15 protein-coding genes and 1 riboswitch are annotated in these 17,724 nt (G+C 37.2%); of the genes, 4 read left to right on the forward strand and 11 right to left on the reverse strand.

Annotated features, from left to right (window positions below):
* Positions 1–7: 7 nt before the first annotated feature.
* Positions 8–1,387 (forward strand): DNA repair protein RadA, encoded by a 1,380-nt coding sequence (gene radA / locus A9G41_RS09320; RefSeq protein ID WP_065567398.1) that lies wholly within the window; start codon positions 8–10, stop codon positions 1,385–1,387.
* Positions 1,388–1,505: 118 nt separating this feature from the next.
* Here the strand turns inward: radA and ppnN are convergent, their stop codons facing one another.
* Positions 1,506–2,882: a nucleotide 5'-monophosphate nucleosidase PpnN gene (ppnN, locus tag A9G41_RS09325; protein ID WP_065579918.1), complete on the reverse strand. Its 1,377-nt coding sequence runs from the start codon at positions 2,880–2,882 to the stop codon at positions 1,506–1,508.
* A 380-nt stretch (positions 2,883–3,262) separates the two neighbouring features.
* A riboswitch (molybdenum cofactor riboswitch) is annotated at positions 3,263–3,383 on the forward strand.
* On the opposite strand from ppnN, the gene moaA reads away from it, so the two are divergent.
* Positions 3,380–4,354 carry a GTP 3',8-cyclase MoaA gene (gene moaA, locus A9G41_RS09330; RefSeq protein ID WP_075539583.1) on the forward strand — a complete coding sequence of 325 codons (975 nt, stop codon included), beginning with the start codon at positions 3,380–3,382 and terminating at the stop codon, positions 4,352–4,354. It overlaps the preceding riboswitch by 4 nt.
* On the opposite strand, the gene gluQRS is transcribed toward moaA, so the two are convergent.
* From gluQRS to folK, 3 genes are all read right to left on the reverse strand, one after another.
* Positions 4,334–5,227, reverse strand: a complete 894-nt coding sequence (gluQRS, locus tag A9G41_RS09335; protein WP_075539584.1) for a tRNA glutamyl-Q(34) synthetase GluQRS — start codon at positions 5,225–5,227, stop codon at positions 4,334–4,336. The two genes, moaA and gluQRS, sit on opposite strands and share 21 nt — an antisense overlap.
* 38 nt (positions 5,228–5,265) lie before the next feature.
* Positions 5,266–5,721, reverse strand: a complete 456-nt coding sequence (gene dksA, locus A9G41_RS09340; protein ID WP_065583057.1) for an RNA polymerase-binding protein DksA — start codon at positions 5,719–5,721, stop codon at positions 5,266–5,268.
* A gap of 135 nt (positions 5,722–5,856) precedes the next feature.
* Positions 5,857–6,342 (reverse strand): 2-amino-4-hydroxy-6-hydroxymethyldihydropteridine diphosphokinase, encoded by a 486-nt coding sequence (gene folK / locus A9G41_RS09345; protein WP_065583058.1) that lies wholly within the window; start codon positions 6,340–6,342, stop codon positions 5,857–5,859.
* A 219-nt stretch (positions 6,343–6,561) separates the two neighbouring features.
* On the opposite strand from folK, the gene A9G41_RS09350 reads away from it, so the two are divergent.
* Positions 6,562–7,920, forward strand: coding sequence for an MmgE/PrpD family protein (locus tag A9G41_RS09350; RefSeq protein ID WP_075539594.1), 1,359 nt, complete (start codon positions 6,562–6,564; stop codon positions 7,918–7,920).
* Positions 7,921–8,006: 86 nt separating this feature from the next.
* Here A9G41_RS09350 and A9G41_RS09355 read toward each other — a convergent pair whose 3' ends face one another.
* The 7 genes from A9G41_RS09355 to syd form a co-directional block, all read right to left on the reverse strand.
* Positions 8,007–8,759: an amino acid ABC transporter ATP-binding protein gene (locus A9G41_RS09355; protein WP_065583059.1), complete on the reverse strand. Its 753-nt coding sequence runs from the start codon at positions 8,757–8,759 to the stop codon at positions 8,007–8,009.
* Positions 8,760–8,769: 10 nt separating this feature from the next.
* Positions 8,770–9,441, reverse strand: coding sequence for an amino acid ABC transporter permease (locus tag A9G41_RS09360; protein WP_065567406.1), 672 nt, complete (start codon positions 9,439–9,441; stop codon positions 8,770–8,772).
* Complete coding sequence (locus A9G41_RS09365) at positions 9,438–10,220, reverse strand: amino acid ABC transporter substrate-binding protein (protein WP_065583060.1); 783 nt, start codon at positions 10,218–10,220, stop codon at positions 9,438–9,440. The genes A9G41_RS09360 and A9G41_RS09365 overlap by 4 nt, the downstream gene beginning before the upstream one ends.
* A complete protein-coding gene (locus A9G41_RS09370; protein WP_065583061.1) occupies positions 10,217–10,741 on the reverse strand; it encodes a GNAT family N-acetyltransferase in 525 nt (174 codons plus the stop codon). Before A9G41_RS09370 ends, A9G41_RS09365 begins: the two co-directional genes overlap by 4 nt.
* Positions 10,738–12,099, reverse strand: a complete 1,362-nt coding sequence (gene purB / locus A9G41_RS09375) for an adenylosuccinate lyase (protein WP_065583100.1) — start codon at positions 12,097–12,099, stop codon at positions 10,738–10,740. The genes A9G41_RS09370 and purB overlap by 4 nt, the downstream gene beginning before the upstream one ends.
* 345 nt (positions 12,100–12,444) lie before the next feature.
* On the reverse strand, positions 12,445–13,620 hold the full coding sequence (locus A9G41_RS09380) for an amino acid aminotransferase (protein WP_065583062.1): 1,176 nt from the start codon (positions 13,618–13,620) through the stop codon (positions 12,445–12,447).
* Between the two features lie 129 nt (positions 13,621–13,749).
* Entirely contained in the window at positions 13,750–14,283 is a 534-nt protein-coding gene (gene syd, locus A9G41_RS09385; RefSeq protein ID WP_065583063.1) for a SecY-interacting protein, read from the reverse strand.
* Between the two features lie 714 nt (positions 14,284–14,997).
* Here syd and rne point away from each other — a divergent pair.
* Positions 14,998–17,694, forward strand: coding sequence for a ribonuclease E (gene rne, locus A9G41_RS09390; RefSeq protein WP_075539585.1), 2,697 nt, complete (start codon positions 14,998–15,000; stop codon positions 17,692–17,694).
* Positions 17,695–17,724: the final 30 nt, after the last annotated feature.

Raw genomic sequence — 17,724 nt, forward strand, 5'->3', positions numbered from 1 at the left:
GATTAAATTGGCAAAAACCGTTAAACGTGCTTATGTTTGTAATGATTGTGGAGCAGATTATCCTCGTTGGCAAGGCCAGTGCAGTGCTTGTCATGCTTGGAATACCATTACTGAAGTTAGACTAGCAAGTACTTCAACGCGCAATGATCGATTAACGGGTTACGCAGGTAGCGGCGTTGGTCAAACAAAAATTCAAAAATTATCCGAAATCAGTTTAGAAGCGCTACCAAGATTTTCAACTGGTTTTTCCGAATTTGATCGTGTGCTTGGTGGGGGCGTTGTACCAGGTAGTGCGATTTTAATTGGCGGTAATCCTGGGGCAGGTAAAAGTACCTTATTACTACAAACCATGAGTAAGCTCTCATCACAAATGAATACGCTTTATGTGACGGGTGAAGAATCGCTTCAGCAAGTGGCCATGCGTGCACACCGATTAGGTTTACCTGCTGATAATCTCAATATGTTATCAGAAACCAGTATAGAACAAATTTGCTTATTGGCTGAGCAGTCGCAACCTAAATTAATGGTGATTGACTCTATACAAGTGATGCATCTTGCTGATATTCAATCCTCACCGGGGAGTGTTGCGCAGGTTCGAGAAACCGCCGCTTATTTAACGCGCTTTGCAAAAACAAAAGGTATTGCCATTATTATGGTTGGGCATGTGACGAAAGATGGCTCGCTAGCAGGGCCTAAAGTGCTTGAGCACTGCATTGACTGTTCCGTTTTATTAGATGGTGATGCTGATTCTCGTTTTAGAACATTGCGTAGCCATAAAAATCGGTTTGGGGCGGTAAATGAGTTAGGTGTGTTTGCGATGACCGAGCAAGGGCTTAAAGAAGTCAGCAATCCATCCGCCATCTTTTTAAGTCGTGGTGAGGAAATGCTGCCCGGCAGTTCGGTTATGGTATTGTGGGAAGGCACTCGCCCATTGCTGGTCGAAATCCAAGCATTGGTTGATCACTCGATGTATGGCAACCCAAGGCGTGTGACAGTAGGCCTTGATCAAAATAGGCTGGCATTATTGCTTGCAGTGTTACACAGGCATGGTGGATTACAAATGGCCGATCAAGATATTTTTGTGAATGTTGTTGGCGGCGTTAAAGTCACTGAAACTAGCGCTGATTTGGCATTGATTGCCGCATTAGTATCAAGTTTTCGTAATCGCCCATTACCACAAGATGTCGTTATTTTTGGCGAGATAGGTCTTGGTGGTGAAATTCGCCCCGTACCAAGTGGGCAAGAGCGTATTTCTGAAGCGGCTAAGCATGGCTTTAAAAAAGCGATTGTGCCTATAGCCAATATGCCTAAGAAGAAGCCCGAAAATATGCAGATTTTTGCCGTGAAAAAAGTGTCTGAAGCGCTAGATATTTTAGGTGATTTTTAAAAGCGATATAAATGATTAATAAAAAATTAACTATCAATCGATTAAATCACTCCGCCGATAATCGTATCGGCGGCAAGATAACATTTACACGCGATTAAATTACTCGCTAATATTCTTGTTAATAACAAATTTCATAACAAGGTTGATAGGCGCTTCCTCCTGGTAATTTCATTCGATCTTGTTTAATAAAACTACGTAATAAATTATCGAGTTGCTTCATGATTTCGGGATCACCTTGCAATTTGTATCGGCCATGCTTAGCAATTTCCTTCATACCGAATTCTTTTACATTACCCGCTACAATTCCCGAAAATGCTCGGCGTAAATCGGCTGCTAATAATTCAACAGGTTGATTTCGATGAAGATTTAATGAAGCCATATTGGCATGGGTTGGCTCAAAAGGGTGTTGTAGTGGTTCATCAATTTTTAGTAGCCAGTTAAATCCATAAGCATCACCTGTTTTTAAACGAGAAGATTTAACATGCTTAACACCATCTTTCATAATACGAGCCACTTGTTCAGGTGAGTCGATCACGATTTGGTATAATTTCGTTGCCTCATCACCTAATGTACTACGAATAAAATTATCAATAGCAGTAAAATACTCCTCACACTCTTTAGGCCCCGTTAATATCAGCGGTAATGTTTGATGTTTATTGGCTGGATTTAATAAAATACCAAGAATATAAAGTAACTCTTCGGCTGTTCCTGGGCCTCCAGGAAATATGATAATACCATGCGCCATACGTACAAAAGCTTCAAGGCGTTTTTCGATATCAGGCATAATAATCAGTTCATTTACTAATGCATTAGGTGGCTCGGCTGCAATAATTGAAGGTTCAGTCATGCCAATAAAGCGACTTTCTTTATAACGTTGCTGAGCATGACCAACCGCTGCGCCTTTCATCGGGGCTTCCATCACACCCGGCCCACAACCAGTACAAATGTTCAGCTCGCGCAAACCCAGTTGCATACCGACTTGTCGTGCATAATAGTATTCATTTTCGTTAATTGAATGCCCACCCCAACAGACAACCAGATTAGGCTCTTCACCCACATGTAGCGCATTGGCATTGCGCAAAATTGAGAAAACAAGGTTTGTGATATAAAACGAATGATCTCTTTCAAATTTGATATTAGAGATAAGTTCTTTAATGGCACTGATTTGGCTATTTAAAAAAAGAATATCGCGCAGCACGGCAAAAAGGTTTGCTTGGATTGAACGAATAATTCGCCCATCAACAAAGGCACTTTCAGGTGCATTAATGAGCTCTAATTTTACGCCACGTTCTTTACTAATGACATTAATTTCAAAAGACTTAAATCTATCTAGCAAATCTTTAGTATTATCGGTTTTACTACCTGCATTGAGTGTTGCTAGCGAACAGTTTCTATATAATTGATAAAGCTCACTATTGGCAGATTTTTTTAGAATATCGACTTCAGCTTGAGCAAGCAAATCCATTGATCCTAAAGGGCTAATATGGGTTATCATCACAACCTCCATTTGATGGTATTATCGATAAGGTGGCTATTATATACTCAAACTGATTGAATAAGTAAAGGGGATAAATTGGATAAAATCAAATAACCGCATTATTTTGCTAGACATTGTTTTAACTATAGGATTTCTGTATTTTTATTCTTTTCGGTTGGTAATAATACGAAAATTGGGTATCGTTCTTTCCTAGAAAGGTGATTATAATGGATAGCAATCGCCTTTCTACTTTCTTCACTTTACCAAGTTTAAAATTTAATCTAAAAAAGTTAAAATAAAAAATTAAATAAAATCAATAACTTTTCTGACTGATTTTTAAGTGGAAATAGGTTAATAAAAATCAACTTGTTCATAGTCAAAAAATAATGCCTATGTTAGACTGAGCCAAACTCTGAAGCTCTTTTACCTAAGTGATTTTTCATAAGGTGAATTAGCCGCGGTATAGCGCAGAAATGGCTATGCTTCCCGATTTGGATAAGGTGTTTAATGTATATATGCAATTAGTTGATTATTATCAGCGTCGATTTCAATATCTGCGTTTGTCGATTACTGAGCTGTGTAATTTCCAGTGTCAATATTGTTTACCTTATGGTTATCAATCCAAGAAAGGACATAATTTTTTGTCACTCAGTGAAATTGATCATGTTGTGGCAACATTTACTGAACTTGGGGTAAGCAAAATTCGCTTAACGGGTGGCGAGCCGACTTTACGTCGTGATTTTGTGGATATTTTGTCGCTCATTTCTTCTTACTCTAGTGTTAAAGAGCTGGCCATTACCACTAATGGCTCACGTTTATTAAAAAATATTCATCACTGGCATCAAGCAGGTTTAAATGCAATTAATATTAGTATTGATAGCTTTTCTCCGCATTTATTTAAATTAATTACGGGTCAAGATAAACTTAAAGAATTAATGCAATGTGTCGAAAAATCGTTAGAAGTAGGTATTAAAAAAGTCAAAATTAATACGGTGTTAATGAAAAGCATGAACGATAATTTAGATGATTATTTGTCATGGATTAAAGATAAACCCGTAGAATTACGTTTTATTGAACTTATGGAAACAGGTGAAAGTAGCGATATATTTAATCGTTATCACTTGTCTGGTCATGTTATTGAGGCACAGTTAATTGCACAGGGTTGGCAGTTGCAACTCAAAAATCCACTATCAGGCCCAGCTAAAGTTTATGCTCATAGCGATTATCAAGGTAAAATTGGGCTAATTATGCCGTATTCAAAAGATTTTTGTAAAAGTTGTAATCGGTTGCGTGTATCATCAATTGGTAAATTGCATTATTGCTTATTTGGTGAGGCCGCGGTTGATTTGCGTGATTTACTTCAAAATTCAGCGCAAAAACAACAACTTATAACACGCATCTTTGCTTCGTTAAAAATAAAACCAGAAAAGCATTTATTACATGTGCATAATGTCGGTATGGCTGGTAATTTATCTTATATTGGTGGGTAACTGGGTATTTTGTTTGGGTATTTTCGCAATTTGCCAATGCTGTATTGCCCAATCTAAAAGTTGCTGTTGTGTGGCATCTTGCCAGTCTTTTGGTAGGCATTGCCCTAAAAATTGCAGAGCGAGCGCCGTTAATGATTTGCTATTATTTAGCTCAATGGGCTTTGCATGGTTTTGTTTAGAAAGCTTATTGCCGTTGTTATCTAGTGCTAGTGGTAAATGGCAATAGCTTGGCAGAGAAAAGCCAAAAAGCTTATAGAGTGAAATTTGTTTAGCGGTAACAGGTAAAAGATCGGCTCCGCGCACAATTTCGGTAATTCCTTGTTTATGATCATCTAACACTACCACTAAGTTATATGCAAATAGACCATCTTTACGGTGAATAATGAAATCTTCTTGTGCACTAGCTGTTTCTACTGTTTGCAAGCCACGAATTTTATCTGTAAATTCAGAAATAGGGTGGTTTTGTTTTAGGCGAATAGCCAACTGAGATTGGTTAATCTTTAAATGCCTATGGCGACAATAACCGTCATAATGCCCGTTAGGCAATTTCTGTATCCGTTGCCTTGTACAATCACAATAATAGGCTTGCTGATGACTCAATAGCGATTGTAATACTGCTTGATAACGTTCGTGGCAAGCCGATTGATATAATACGTTATCATCCCAATATAAATGAAATGTTTCTAAAGTCTTTAAAATGAGAGATGATGCGCCTTTAACTTCTCGTGGTGGGTCGATATCTTCAATACGAACTAGCCATTTGCCATGGCAAGATTTAGCCTGTAAATAGCTACCAAGCGCTGTCACCAATGAACCAAAATGTAATGGTCCTGATGGTGACGGGGCAAAACGACCAATATAACGCTTAGGCATATCGGGTTGAATGGCGGTGGTAATTAATAACGTAGCAATTACTTGCCCATTTGTTTTTCGCGAAGTTCTGCAAGTGTTTTACAATCGATACATAAATCGGCCGTTGGTCTTGCTTCTAGGCGGCGAATCCCGATTTCCACACCACATGATTCACAATAACCGAAATCATCTATTTCGATTTTCTTTAATGTTTTTTCAATTTTTTTGATGAGCCTTCTTTCTCTGTCACGTGCACGTAGTTCAAGACTGAACTCTTCTTCTTGCGTTGCTCGGTCAGCAGGATCTGGAAAGTTCGCCGCTTCGTCTTGCATGTGCGAAACGGTTTTACCCATTTCATCTTTTAGTTGTGCAAGCCAAGCTTCTAAAATAAGCTTAAAATGTTTCAATTGCTTAGGATTCATGTACTCCTCACCTTTTGCCTCTTTATAAGGCTCAAGCCCAGCAACTGAAAGCAGGCTAAGTGAAGATGTGTTTGCTTTTTGTTCTTTTTTCACAGCAATCCCCTTAAGTGCAGATTATTTAAAAGCGCTAAACTATAGCAATAATTCAGCCTTTGGCAAATTTTTTTTATCATTTTTTTGCTTAAAACTAAATAAAATAATACAACTATATGTTATTAATTAAGATAATTACTTATCCCATTTCGTTAGTTCATTTTTAGGGCATCGAGTTACTAAGTCATATAATTTATCGTTATCGGGTAGAATCAGTTCTGGGCTGATGTCAAATAGTGGATAGAGTACAAATTCTCTATTTTTCATATGGTAATGAGGGATAGTTAGCCTTTCACTGTTAATGACTAAATCATCATAAAGCAAAATATCTAAATCTAAGGTTCTTGCTCCCCAGCGGTTGTCTTTACGCACACGACCTTGCGCTTTTTCAATTGTTTGTAGCTCGTCAAGTAGTTCAATAGGGGATAAATTCGTTGTCAGTTTTATTACTGCATTCAGATAGTCATTCTGATTTTGTGGTCCAAGAGGTTTGCTTCGATAAAAAGGTGAAATATCCGCTATTTTTGTGTTTGGCAACTGTTTTAATGCAACAATTGCACGATTGGCTTGTGCTAATGGATCTTCAAGGTTGCTGCCTAAAGCAATATAACAAGTTGACATAGTTGCGCTAATTTTCGATTTCAATTGAATGAGGCTATTTTAGCATATAATGTAATAGGCAAACATGATTATATAAATAGATTAATACTTATTGTTTCTGGCTTCGAGTTATTAAAATTTAATCATATCATCTTTAGCTTATTATTTATTGTTCACTATTTTACTTGTGGTAAAGTAAACCCAATTATCAAATCGCTATTGCATTTATTGAGAATGAAAATGAATTTAGGGCAACAATTAAGTTTTTTAATAAAAAACACACCAATAATTCGTGATCCCCAAGTTATTAATTGTGCGATTAATGGGGTAACAGATTATTTTGCTTGTAGTTTGCAAGCTTGCCATGAAGATGACGTTCAGAAATTGCTAGCGTGGATAGCAGATGAGGGGGGAAATGCTAGAGCGTGGTTAATCGGCCAAAAGAAGTTAGTTACCGCAAGGCAAGCAGCACTTTTTAATGGCTTTCAAGCGCATTGTTTAGATTATGATGATGTACATTCAGATGTTCGAGGGCATCCTTCATCGGTCATTTTGTCGGCACTTATTGCCAGCGTTCGATTAGATAATGTTAAGCAAAAGATTGATGGGCGGCGTTTTTTGACTGCTTATGTTATTGGTGTTGAGGTGATGGCTCGCTTAGGTAAAAGCGTTAATCCTGAGCATTACGAAAAAGGTTGGCATGCAACCATTACTTTGGGGGGGATCGCGGCAACGGCTGCGATTTGTTACCTTTATGATGAACTGTTTTTATCGCAAGCTTTAGCTTTGTCAGCAACTCAAGCTTCGGGGATGCGTTTGTTAATGGGCACGCCAATTAAGTTTTTGCATGCAGGCTTAGCCGCTCAACATGCCATTCAGTCCGTTGAATGGTTAAGAGCTGGCATAGATGCCGATCAGAATTTTTTAGACGATAAATTAGGTTTTTTGGCTATTTATGGGCAAGGTAATACACATTTTGATTTAAGCCATTGGGGGGATGTTTGGAAGATTGTTGAACCTGGGTTATGGTTTAAAAATTATTCTTATTGTTCAGCGGCGGCTTATGTTGCCGATGCGGGTCAATTATTATATAAAGATCCTGATTTTGATCTTGATAATGTTAGTGATATTACGATTTATTTTGTGCCATCAAATAGCGATGCAGCATTGATATATAAAATACCTTCATTAGCGCAACAAGGGCGTTTTTCGGCTGAATATATTTTGGCTTTAACCTTGTTAGGATTACCGCTAAGTTTCGAGCAGTTTTCTTCAAAACCTATTCCTTATGAAATCAAACAGTTGATGCAAAAGATGACGCGCAGTTATCAAATACAGCTTGCGCCACATCCTGATGCTTATAATGGACGTTATGTGATTATTGATATTGGTCTCAAAAACGGTAAAAAAATAAGCCAACGTGTTGATATTCCTAAAGGCTCACCTAAAAATCCATATAGCCAGAGTGAGATGTCGTTAAAGTTACTTTCCGCAGTTAAAGATAAATCGAAAACAGCACGGTTATTAACAGATATTCAGCAACTGGCAACAGGTTTGGATCTTCGCCAATTTTTATTATCTTATTCTTTTACGCTTTAATTTTCATATGTTAATCAGCAAGGCAATTTAATCACTAGTACAATTTAATCATCAATACAATGAGTTAAAGTCGTTGTGGCTATTGTTCAAATTTCGAAGTCAATTTCATCTGTTAGCTGGCGTAAAAAACGTTGTGTAATTTTATGTTGTGGGTTGTCTATGACTGATTTTGCTGGTCCTTCTTCCACAATCACGCCATCAGCCATAAAGATAACGCGGTCTGCAACGTACTTGGCAAATTCCATTTCGTGCGTCACGATAATCATAGAGGTTCGTTCTTTTGCCAGCTGTAGCATGACTTGTAAAACTTCGTGTACTCGTTCAGGATCGAGCGCAGAAGTGGGCTCATCAAATAATAGTACTTTGGGTTTGACTGCCAGTGCTCTTGCAATCGCGATGCGCTGTTGCTGGCCACCAGATAAGGTAATGGGATATTGTTTGGCATAAGGTAACATACCAACGCGCTTTAATAATGATAAGCCGAGTTTTTCCACTTCTTTTTTATCTATCTTTTGCCCAACAATAAGCGGGTAGGTAATATTTTCTAACGCTGTTTTATTTTTAAATAAATTGTAGTGTTGAAAGACCATTGCTGATTGTTTGCGTAAATTGGCTTCTTCTTTATGACTATAATGTTTCGCATCAAGCCTTGCTGAGCCAATTTGAATTGTGCCATTATTCGGTTTTTCTAATAAATTTAAACAACGTAATAAGGTGGATTTGCCAGATCCTGAAGGACCAATAATCGCAACTACTTCACCTTGCTTGATATTTAAGTTGATTTCTTTTAAAACTTCATTATTAGCAAAACGTTTAGATAAATGCGATACTGTAATCATAACATTCTCCTTAACGATGATATGGCGCAGAAAGTTTTTGTTCTAACTGTTTTTGTATCCATGAATAAATAACAACAGTAAGCCAGTAAATAATGCCAACAGCTAAATAGGTTTCAAAGTAGAGAAAAGAATTAGCGGTTAACATTTTTCCTGCTGCTAATAGCTCTTGAACGCCAACAAAAAAGGCGACAGAGGAATCTTTAAGTAATGATATAAACATGTTTCCTGTGTTTGGTAAGGCATTAATCATGGCTTGCGGAAGAATAATGCCTCTGTAGACTTGCATTTTACTTAACCCAACCGTTAGCCCCGCTTCTTTCTGCCCGTGATCAACTGACTCTAAGCTTGCTCTAAAAATTTCGGCTAAATAGGATGAGTACTTTAAGCTGAAACAGATAATTGCAGCGGTAGTTGCGCCCATTTGTTTTAAAATAGGAAAAATTTGCGGTAGACCATAATAAATAATAAAGAGTAAAACAACAGATGGTATGCCACGAAACAGTGAAATAAATAGTGCAAAAATAGAATCGATAATGATTATTTTGTTGTTGCGTAATAGCGCAATGGCTAGCCCTAATATAATGGCAATCGTAATCGATACAATGGTAATAAAAAGTGTAACGGGCAGATAAGGTAAGATCTGCGGAAATACACTTAAGAAATAATTTACATTAAAATTCATGATGTAATATCTTCACCAAAATATTTAATTGAAAGATTTTTCAATGTACCATTGGCACGTAGCTTTTCGATGGCTTGATTGAATTTTTCACGTAGCGCTTGACCTTTTTCGTCTTTACTAAATGGGAAAGCAACCTGCTCAATAGTAATTGGCTCTCCAACTAATTTGAACGGTAGATTTTTACGTTTAATTTCAGCAAGTAAAATAGGTTTAGAATTGACATAACCATCAACCCGTTGGTATTCCGTATCATACATTGCGCCATCACGGGTTTCGTAGGTTTTGATAGTTACGTTGTTATTAGGGAAAGCTTTTTTTAGGTTATTAATATGATTCGATCCTAGCACACCAGCAATAGTTTTATTTTTAAAATCAGATAGCTTATTAATATCTTTGTTATCTTTATGGGTTACAATCTGGCTACCGTAAAAGCTATAGGTGTTGGAAAAGTCATATTTATCTTGACGGGCTGGTGTTATGGCAACCGCATTTGCAACGGTATCTAAGCGCCCTGAATCAAATTGCCCCATTAAACCGCCAAATTCAGCAATCACCCATTCGACTTGATAACCTAGTTCTTGAGCAATGGCTTGAGTTACTTCAACATCAAATCCCACTAATTTGTCATCTTGTTTATAACCATTTGGATAGCTTTGTCCTGTAGATCCAACTTTAATGATATTTTGCTTTGTTACTTGGTCGTTGGATTTATTATCACAACCAATTAAGGCTAGACTGGTTAATAAAATAGCGGATAATAACGTACTTATTTTTTTCATGCTTTATTACTCCTTTGTTTCCATTGGGTATAGCTTTTATGGTTTAAGATTTTTTCAAAATAGAAGGTCGTATGATCGGGCGTTAAATCTGCTTGCCCTATTTTTTTATAACCTTTATTTATATAAGTTTGTACAAGCCATGGATGATTTGCTGCGGTACCTAAGGTCACCGCAGGTAATTTGAGTTGATTAATCAGGATTTGCTGTTCAACAAAGTTCCATAATGTATTTCCATACCCTTTACCTTTATATTGAGGATCGGTTGCAAACCAACCTAAATGCGGTAACCCATAAGGTCCAGGATTATTTCCCCATGGAAAGCGAATACTTAACGTGGATAGTAGCTGTCCCTCTTTCTCAAATAGATACACCGCATTAGATTCAATATGCTCAGCAATTTGTGATTGATTGGCGGTTGCAGCTGCAAAATGAATGCCTAATTTAGTCGTGGCATGATAAGCACGATGTAATAGTGTTTGATAAGCTGGAATGTCATTATGAGTCATTAAGCGAAAACTCATGCTAACACTCCACAATGCTCAGCATATTTAATCACTTGTTCTACTTTTTCAGGAGCAGAGCCGAGATAGTTAATAGGATCAAGCCAAGCATCAAGTTCAGATTCGGTAAACTCGTTGTTCAAGTTTGGATCTTCTAATAGGATGTCTTTAAATGGTCGATTTTGTTCAAATGCTTTCATTGCACTTTGGTAAACTAAATGGTGCGCAGTCTGTTTGCCTAATCGTTTACCTATTTCAAACATGACTTTTTCAGACAGCAGTAAGCCATTTTGTAGTTGTAAATTAGTTATCATGCGATCAGCGTTAACTTTTAGACCTTTTAGTACAGTTAATGCGATTTGTAATTGGGCTGAAATATAAAGGTTTATTTCTGGTAGTGCTATCCACTCTGCTCGCCAGCTCATGGCATCACGCTCATGTTCAACTTTCATTGATTCATGAATTAGCGCAACACTTTTTAAAAGTGGCGCCGTTAGGCTGGCTAATCCTTCTAATGCTGCTGGATTGCGTTTATGTGGCATGGTTGTTGATCCAATTTTTCCTTCAGAAAAAGGCTCTTCGATTTCGTTAATTTCGGTACGCATTAAGTTGTAAAATTCATTTCCAATTTTTCCTAATGTGCCACTGATTAGTGCTATTACCGATGAGTATTCAGAAAAACGGTCTCGTGCCGCTTGCCAGCCAATGTTAGGGGTATTAAGTCCGAGTAAAGTTAAAGCGCGTGATTCAACTTGTGGTCCTAATTTGCCTATTGATGCATAAGTGCAAATTGCTCCACTAATATTGCCGACTAATACCCGTTGTTTGATTTCGGTTAAACGTTGTAAGTGTCGAATAAATTCATCTAGCCACACCGCAAGTTTAAATCCAAAAGTTGTAGGTAGTGCTTGCATGCCATGAGTTCGCCCAACCATAGGTAAATATTGGTACTGTTTGGCTAAACGTTTTAGCTCAAGTGCCACCAGTTTAGTGTCTCGCTCAATGACAGTAAAAGACTGTTTTAATTGTAAAACGGTTGCTGTGTCGACAATATCTTGTGTGGTTGCACCGTAATGGATATATTGGCCTGCCTCGCCAACTTGTTTTTGTAGTGCATTAATTGTCGACATTAATGAGTGTTTCGCTTTTGCTGCTTCTTCGGCAATTTGATCAATTGATAGTTTTGAAGCATCGGCATTAGCAATGATTGAGTTGGCCGCTTCAATTGGAATAACACCTAGCTCGCCTTCAGCTTTGGCTAAAGCAACTTCGACATCCACTTGCCTTTTCAAGCGATTTGTTTCCGACCAAATGGAACGCATTTCACTAGTGCCGAAGTTATTTCCCAAAATTAAAAAATCCAAAACATGTGACGCCACGACATTACCCTTAATCATTGTTATTACGTTATTAAGCAATTATTAGTAATTATTGAGTTATCGTCTAATAATCAGTTTGTATATAGATATAACTAAATAGAATAAATGCATGAAATAGTTTATAAGAAAGCGGTTTTTTGCGCTAAATAACGCTAGTTTATTAAGCTATGTTTCGTATAAAAAACAACCAAAAAAATTCAATAAAATCAATGGGTTTTCTGAATGATTTTTAATGGTAGGATGATGTCGAATTTAAACGAATAAATAGAAACACTCACCATTGGAGTGCTTCTAGTGTTATGGTATAAAAAGTCGCGTTAATAATCTATTTGCTTATTAGCGGTATTAAAGCACTTCTACAATGGATTCACAAAGCCTAGACATGTTATCTAATGTCATCCCTGCTACATTAATCCGTCCTGAATTAACAATGTATATGCCATAATCGTCACGCAATTTAAGTACTTGTTCTTCATTTAAACCACTGAACGAGAACATACCATTTTGTTTAGCAATAAAACTAAAATCTTGATTTGCCCCTTTGTCTTGCAGTGTTTTGACAAATAATTGACGCATGCGGTGAATGCGTTGGCGCATATTAGTTAGTTCGTCAATCCATTCTTCTTTTAATTCCTCATTATTTAAAATATAAGAAACAATTTTAGCGCCATGTGCCGGTGGGTTAGAATAATTGGCTCGAATAATGGTTTTGACTTGGCTAAAGGCGCGCTCGGCAATTTCAGTATTTGCGGCAATGAGCGTGAAGGCTCCAACGCGCTCGTTATATAAGCCGAAATTTTTAGAATATGAGCTAGCAATAAGGAGTTCAGGGTGATGATTAGCAAATAATCGTAGTCCATAGACGTCTTCTTCTATACCTTGCCCCAAGCCTTGATAAGCTAAGTCAAATAGGGGTAACCAACCATTTTTTATGGCTAAATCTGAGATGGCTTGCCACTGTTCTGGTGTTGGATCGATGCCTGTTGGGTTATGACAGCAACCGTGGAATAATACTGCTTCGCCAGCGGCAACTTGGTTTAAGCTATTTATCAGGGCATCAAAGTCAAGTGTGTGTGTTTGTGCATTGTAATAATGGTATTCGCGCACTTCAAGGCCAGCAGTTTGAAATACACTACGATGATTGGGCCAAGTCGGATTGCTGACCCAAACACGTTTTACTTTGGTTCGGCGAGCTAAAAAATCTGCCATTATACGTAAAGCGCCAGTACCGCCAGGTGCTTGTGCTGTTCTTGCTCGTTCGTTTTCAGATCCAAAAAGCAAAATTTGCGTTACAGTATTGAATGCTTTAATACCATCAATAGGTGAGTAGCTTTTGGTGGTTTCGTCATTTAATAAAAAATGTTCCGCTTTTTTTACACTTTCTAAAATAGGTGTTTGGGTTGTTTCGTCTTTATAAACACCGACACTTAAATTAATTTTATTGGTGCGTTCATCTCTATTATAAAGATCGGCCAGTCCTAAAATAGGATCTGCCGGCGCTGCTGTTAAATATTCAAACATAATTCACCTATCTGATCTAATGACATTTAACGCATTATATACACATTATTTTATAAGATACAATTTTGATAGCATTTACGATTGCTATTGATATAGACATATATTGCGCTATTGTTGAGCGGTATTAGCTTAACAAGTAACAATTAGTTTACTTAAAAAAGTGGTTAAATCATGAGCTAGAATGGTGAATTGACCTGTAATTAGATCTTCTTTTACCACTTCGCCAGTTAAATTATTTATTGCAATAATTTCGGTATTTTCATCTGTTGATGCGATAAAAGTCGTTGGTGTTCGTTTTAATTTTTTTTGTTGGGATAAATGGGCTATTAAATTTTGCTCTAAATTGGAAAAATCATCATCATTCCATGCTTGGATTAAGGTTAAGTGGATGTTATGCAATTTAGCCGTCATATTGGCTGCATATTGTGTACCATAGAATATATGTGCGTTAGGATGTAAAGTAATGCCAACAATTTGCTCAGCAATAGCAAGATCTCTTGGTGGCTTTAATAAAAAGGGTTGCCAAAATACGGTGAGATTTTCAGTTTTTAAAATACAAGGCGAAGGTATAGCATGCAGTTCTTCACTTTGCGGTGCGTAACTGAATTGGTTAACCCAGCGAGCGGTAAAATTAAGCAAGGCGATTTTATCGGTAGTGTTCATAAACAACCCTATTTGGTATTTAAATTATTATCTAATTATACTAATTAAGTTTTGTTATGCATAATTGCTTCAATGTTTTATTTTTTGTTAAATGTTTAATTAATTAATAAAACAAAAAAGTATAAAGAAGTTTTGGTGAACAATACGTTTCAGTATAAAAAGTTAAGGAAATCAAATTAATTATTTATAATGAGGTAACATAGTTAAAAATAAGCAAAAAATAAATCTTTAACTGTTTATAAAATAGCGAATTTAATTTTCTTGCTATCCTTGGCTGAAACGTTAATAATAGTGGCGGGTAGTTTTATCCTTGTAATGCAGCAATGGCGTTAGACATTACAGTTTGTCAAAATAAAATAGCGTAAGTAGAATCATTATAATGAGATAATATGTTTATTTTAAACAATTGCAGAAAGATTAAGTTTGTTTGCTAAAACCAGTGAAATATTCAGGTTTGCAAATTAACCATATTGATAGCGTCAATAAATTATATACTTAGCATTTTACAAAGCGTTGTGTCTGGTGCGCTATGTTGATGCTGTGTAAGCGGTATCGGGTTCACATAAAATAATAACAAAAATAACATAAATAAAATAATGAATGCCGTATACAAATATTTAGTTAAGTACCATTATTCATCATTGTTAAAATAATCACTTATCAATAATAAGATTCTACCTACAGTTAATTAAGATTAATGAAGAGTGTAGAATAATGAAAAGAATGCTAATCAACGCAACCCAGCAAGAAGAGTTGCGTGTTGCGCTTGTTGATGGCCAACGCTTGTATGATTTAGATATCGAAAGCCTTGGACATGAACAAAAAAAAGCGAATATTTATAAAGGTAAAATCACTAAAATTAACCCAAGTTTAGAAGCTGCGTTCGTTTCTTATGGTGGTGAGCGCGATGGGTTTTTACCTTTAAAAGAGATTGCTGAAAGTTATTTCCCATCTAATATTTCAGGTCGTCGTAGTATAAAACATCTGCAAGAAGGACAAGAAGTCCTTATCCAAATTGAAAAAGAGATTCGCGGTAAAAAAGGCGCCGCTTTAACAACCTATATTAGCTTAGCAGGTAGCTATTTAGTCTTGATGCCTAATGATCCTCGTGCTGGTGGTGTGTCGCGCCGTATTGAGGGTGAGGAACGAGCTGATTTAAAACGTATTATTGATGCCATCGAAAAACCTAGAGGTATGGGGGTAATAGCTCGAACTGCGGGTGTTGGAAAAAGCCAAGAAGAGCTACAACAAGATTTAGATGCATTAGTTAACTATTGGACGGCAATCCAGAATGAAGCTAAAAAGCATCAAGCACCCAGTTTAATTCACAAAGAAAGCGATATTATCACGCGAGCATTTCGTGATTATTTACGCGATGATGTGGGCGATATTTTAATTGATAATCCTAAAGTACTTGAAATTGCTAAAAAACGGTTAGTCGATTTAGGGCGAGTTGAGTACGTGAGCCGCTTAAAGCTTTATGAGGGAGATGTGCCACTATTTAATCATTTCCAAATTGAAGGTCAGATTGAGTCGGCATTCCAACGTGAAGTTCGCTTGCCTTCTGGTGGTTCAATTGTGATTGATGCGACAGAAGCGCTTACAGCTATCGATATTAACTCAGCTAAATCAATCCGTGGTAGTGATATTGAAGAAACTGCATTTAATACTAATCTTGAGGCGGCTGAAGAAATCGCTCGTCAGTTACGTTTACGTGACTTAGGTGGTTTGATTGTTATCGACTTTATTGATATGACACCTGTTCGTAATCAGCGTGAGGTGGAAAATCGCCTGAAAGAAGCAATGAAGACTGATCGTGCTCGTATCCAAACAACCCGCATTTCACGCTTTGGTTTGCTAGAAATGTCTCGTCAACGATTAAGTCCTTCATTACGCGAAGCAACTCATCATATTTGCCCACGTTGTCAAGGAACAGGCACAGTTCGTGATAGTAACTCATTGTCTTTATCTATCCTTCGGTTAATTCAAGAAGAGGCGATGAAAGATAATACTGTACAAATTGATGTTATTGTTCCAGTACCAATAGCCAGTTATTTACTCAACGAAAAACGTCGTGCTATTACTAATATTGAAAGAATGCACCCTGATGTCAAAATTGTGATTGCTGGTGATGAAGAGATGGAAACGCCTCTTTATAAAGTGATTCGCAAACGCGTGGGTGAAGAGACTGATGTGCTAAGCTATAATCTTCCAAAATTGATTCGTGAGCTTGAAGAAGAGGAAGATGAGCAACAAGCTGTTGAAGTTATTGTTGAGCAAGCTGTATTATCAGGTCCCAAAGTTGAGGCATGTGTCGCACCAAAAGAAAAGACTGAGTCAAAAGCTAAAAAATCAGGTAGCCTATTTAGTGGGTTATTTGGTAAATTGCGTAAACTGTTTGTCACAGAAAAAGTGGAAATTCAGCCAGAGGTTAAGCCGAAAGCGACCAAAAGACGAGATCAACGTTCAAACAATCGACGTCAACGTAATAACCGAAATAATAGCTTGGCTGGTAACACGAATACCGTTGCAGCAAGTTCTGCTGAAGATGGCAAACCGTCGAGTAGAAATAATAATCGCAGAGCTAAACAAAATAGTAATGCAAATGCTAACCTTTCAAACTCAGCCAATCATTTTAAAGCTGATAAAACCTCGGATGAGGTGGTACCCCCAAAACAGCGTGAGGTTAGACCAAGGCGCCAGCAACGTGCATTAACGAAAAGTGTTCGTATAAAAAATGTTGATATAGCCAGACAAATTGAACAAGAAAGAGTCGTTATTCCTTCTTTATTGTTGCCAATTATTGTTTCTGAATCAGCACAATACAATAATATTGCATCGGAATCTCAACCGAAGCGTCAGCGCCGTACTTCACGGCATTTACGCATGAATGGGCAACGGAATAAGCGCCGAGTTCGTAATATAGAGCTAAAACAGTCACCAATGCCGCTTCCATTTGCAGCAGCATCATTAGAATTAGCATTAGGTCGAGTGGCTGTTGATTACAGCCAAATAGCAAATGATGCGCAAAATATTGTAGTACCTGTTATCCCTTCGCTCTTACTTCCTGTTATTGTAAAAAATGAAGAGGAAGTAAATCATGTTGATAGCGTTATTATGGATGCGCAGCCAAAAAGTTCTTTATTTGCAAAAACTCAAGAGCATTTGAAAGATAGTCAGAAAAATAGTAATCATAATGATTTGGTAATTAATGATTCACCATCAACAGGCTATTCTTCTTCAGCGATGACTAGAGCACCTGCGCCACAATATGCGGCTTGCGATGTTGAAATAAAATCGCGTGAAGAATCAAATTATCATTTTGAGGGTAAAGGCCATGCTGGTGGTTTAAGCGCACAAAATCATGCTTATGCTGCAGCAAGTAAACCGGTGATACCGGATAATCAATAAGTAAATTAAAGCACGGTGAGCTATTTTTAT

This window comes from Gilliamella sp. Nev5-1 (genome assembly GCF_001690895.1).
Lineage (GTDB): Bacteria > Pseudomonadota > Gammaproteobacteria > Enterobacterales > Orbaceae > Gilliamella > Gilliamella apicola_C.

Bases quoted from the DNA above. Each gene is read 5' to 3' on its own strand.
- ppnN (WP_065579918.1), bottom strand. From the start codon at position 2,882: ATGATAACCCATATTAGCCCTTTAGGATCAATGGATTTGCTTGCTCAA.
- moaA (WP_075539583.1), top strand. From the start codon at position 3,380: ATGCAATTAGTTGATTATTATCAGCGTCGATTTCAATATCTGCGTTTG.
- gluQRS (WP_075539584.1), bottom strand. From the start codon at position 5,227: ATGCCTAAGCGTTATATTGGTCGTTTTGCCCCGTCACCATCAGGACCA.
- folK (WP_065583058.1), bottom strand. From the start codon at position 6,342: ATGTCAACTTGTTATATTGCTTTAGGCAGCAACCTTGAAGATCCATTA.
- A9G41_RS09350 (WP_075539594.1), top strand. From the start codon at position 6,562: ATGAATTTAGGGCAACAATTAAGTTTTTTAATAAAAAACACACCAATA.
- A9G41_RS09355 (WP_065583059.1), bottom strand. From the start codon at position 8,759: ATGATTACAGTATCGCATTTATCTAAACGTTTTGCTAATAATGAAGTT.
- A9G41_RS09360 (WP_065567406.1), bottom strand. From the start codon at position 9,441: ATGAATTTTAATGTAAATTATTTCTTAAGTGTATTTCCGCAGATCTTA.
- A9G41_RS09365 (WP_065583060.1), bottom strand. From the start codon at position 10,220: ATGAAAAAAATAAGTACGTTATTATCCGCTATTTTATTAACCAGTCTA.
- A9G41_RS09370 (WP_065583061.1), bottom strand. From the start codon at position 10,741: ATGAGTTTTCGCTTAATGACTCATAATGACATTCCAGCTTATCAAACA.
- A9G41_RS09380 (WP_065583062.1), bottom strand. From the start codon at position 13,620: ATGTTTGAATATTTAACAGCAGCGCCGGCAGATCCTATTTTAGGACTG.
- syd (WP_065583063.1), bottom strand. From the start codon at position 14,283: ATGAACACTACCGATAAAATCGCCTTGCTTAATTTTACCGCTCGCTGG.
- rne (WP_075539585.1), top strand. From the start codon at position 14,998: ATGAAAAGAATGCTAATCAACGCAACCCAGCAAGAAGAGTTGCGTGTT.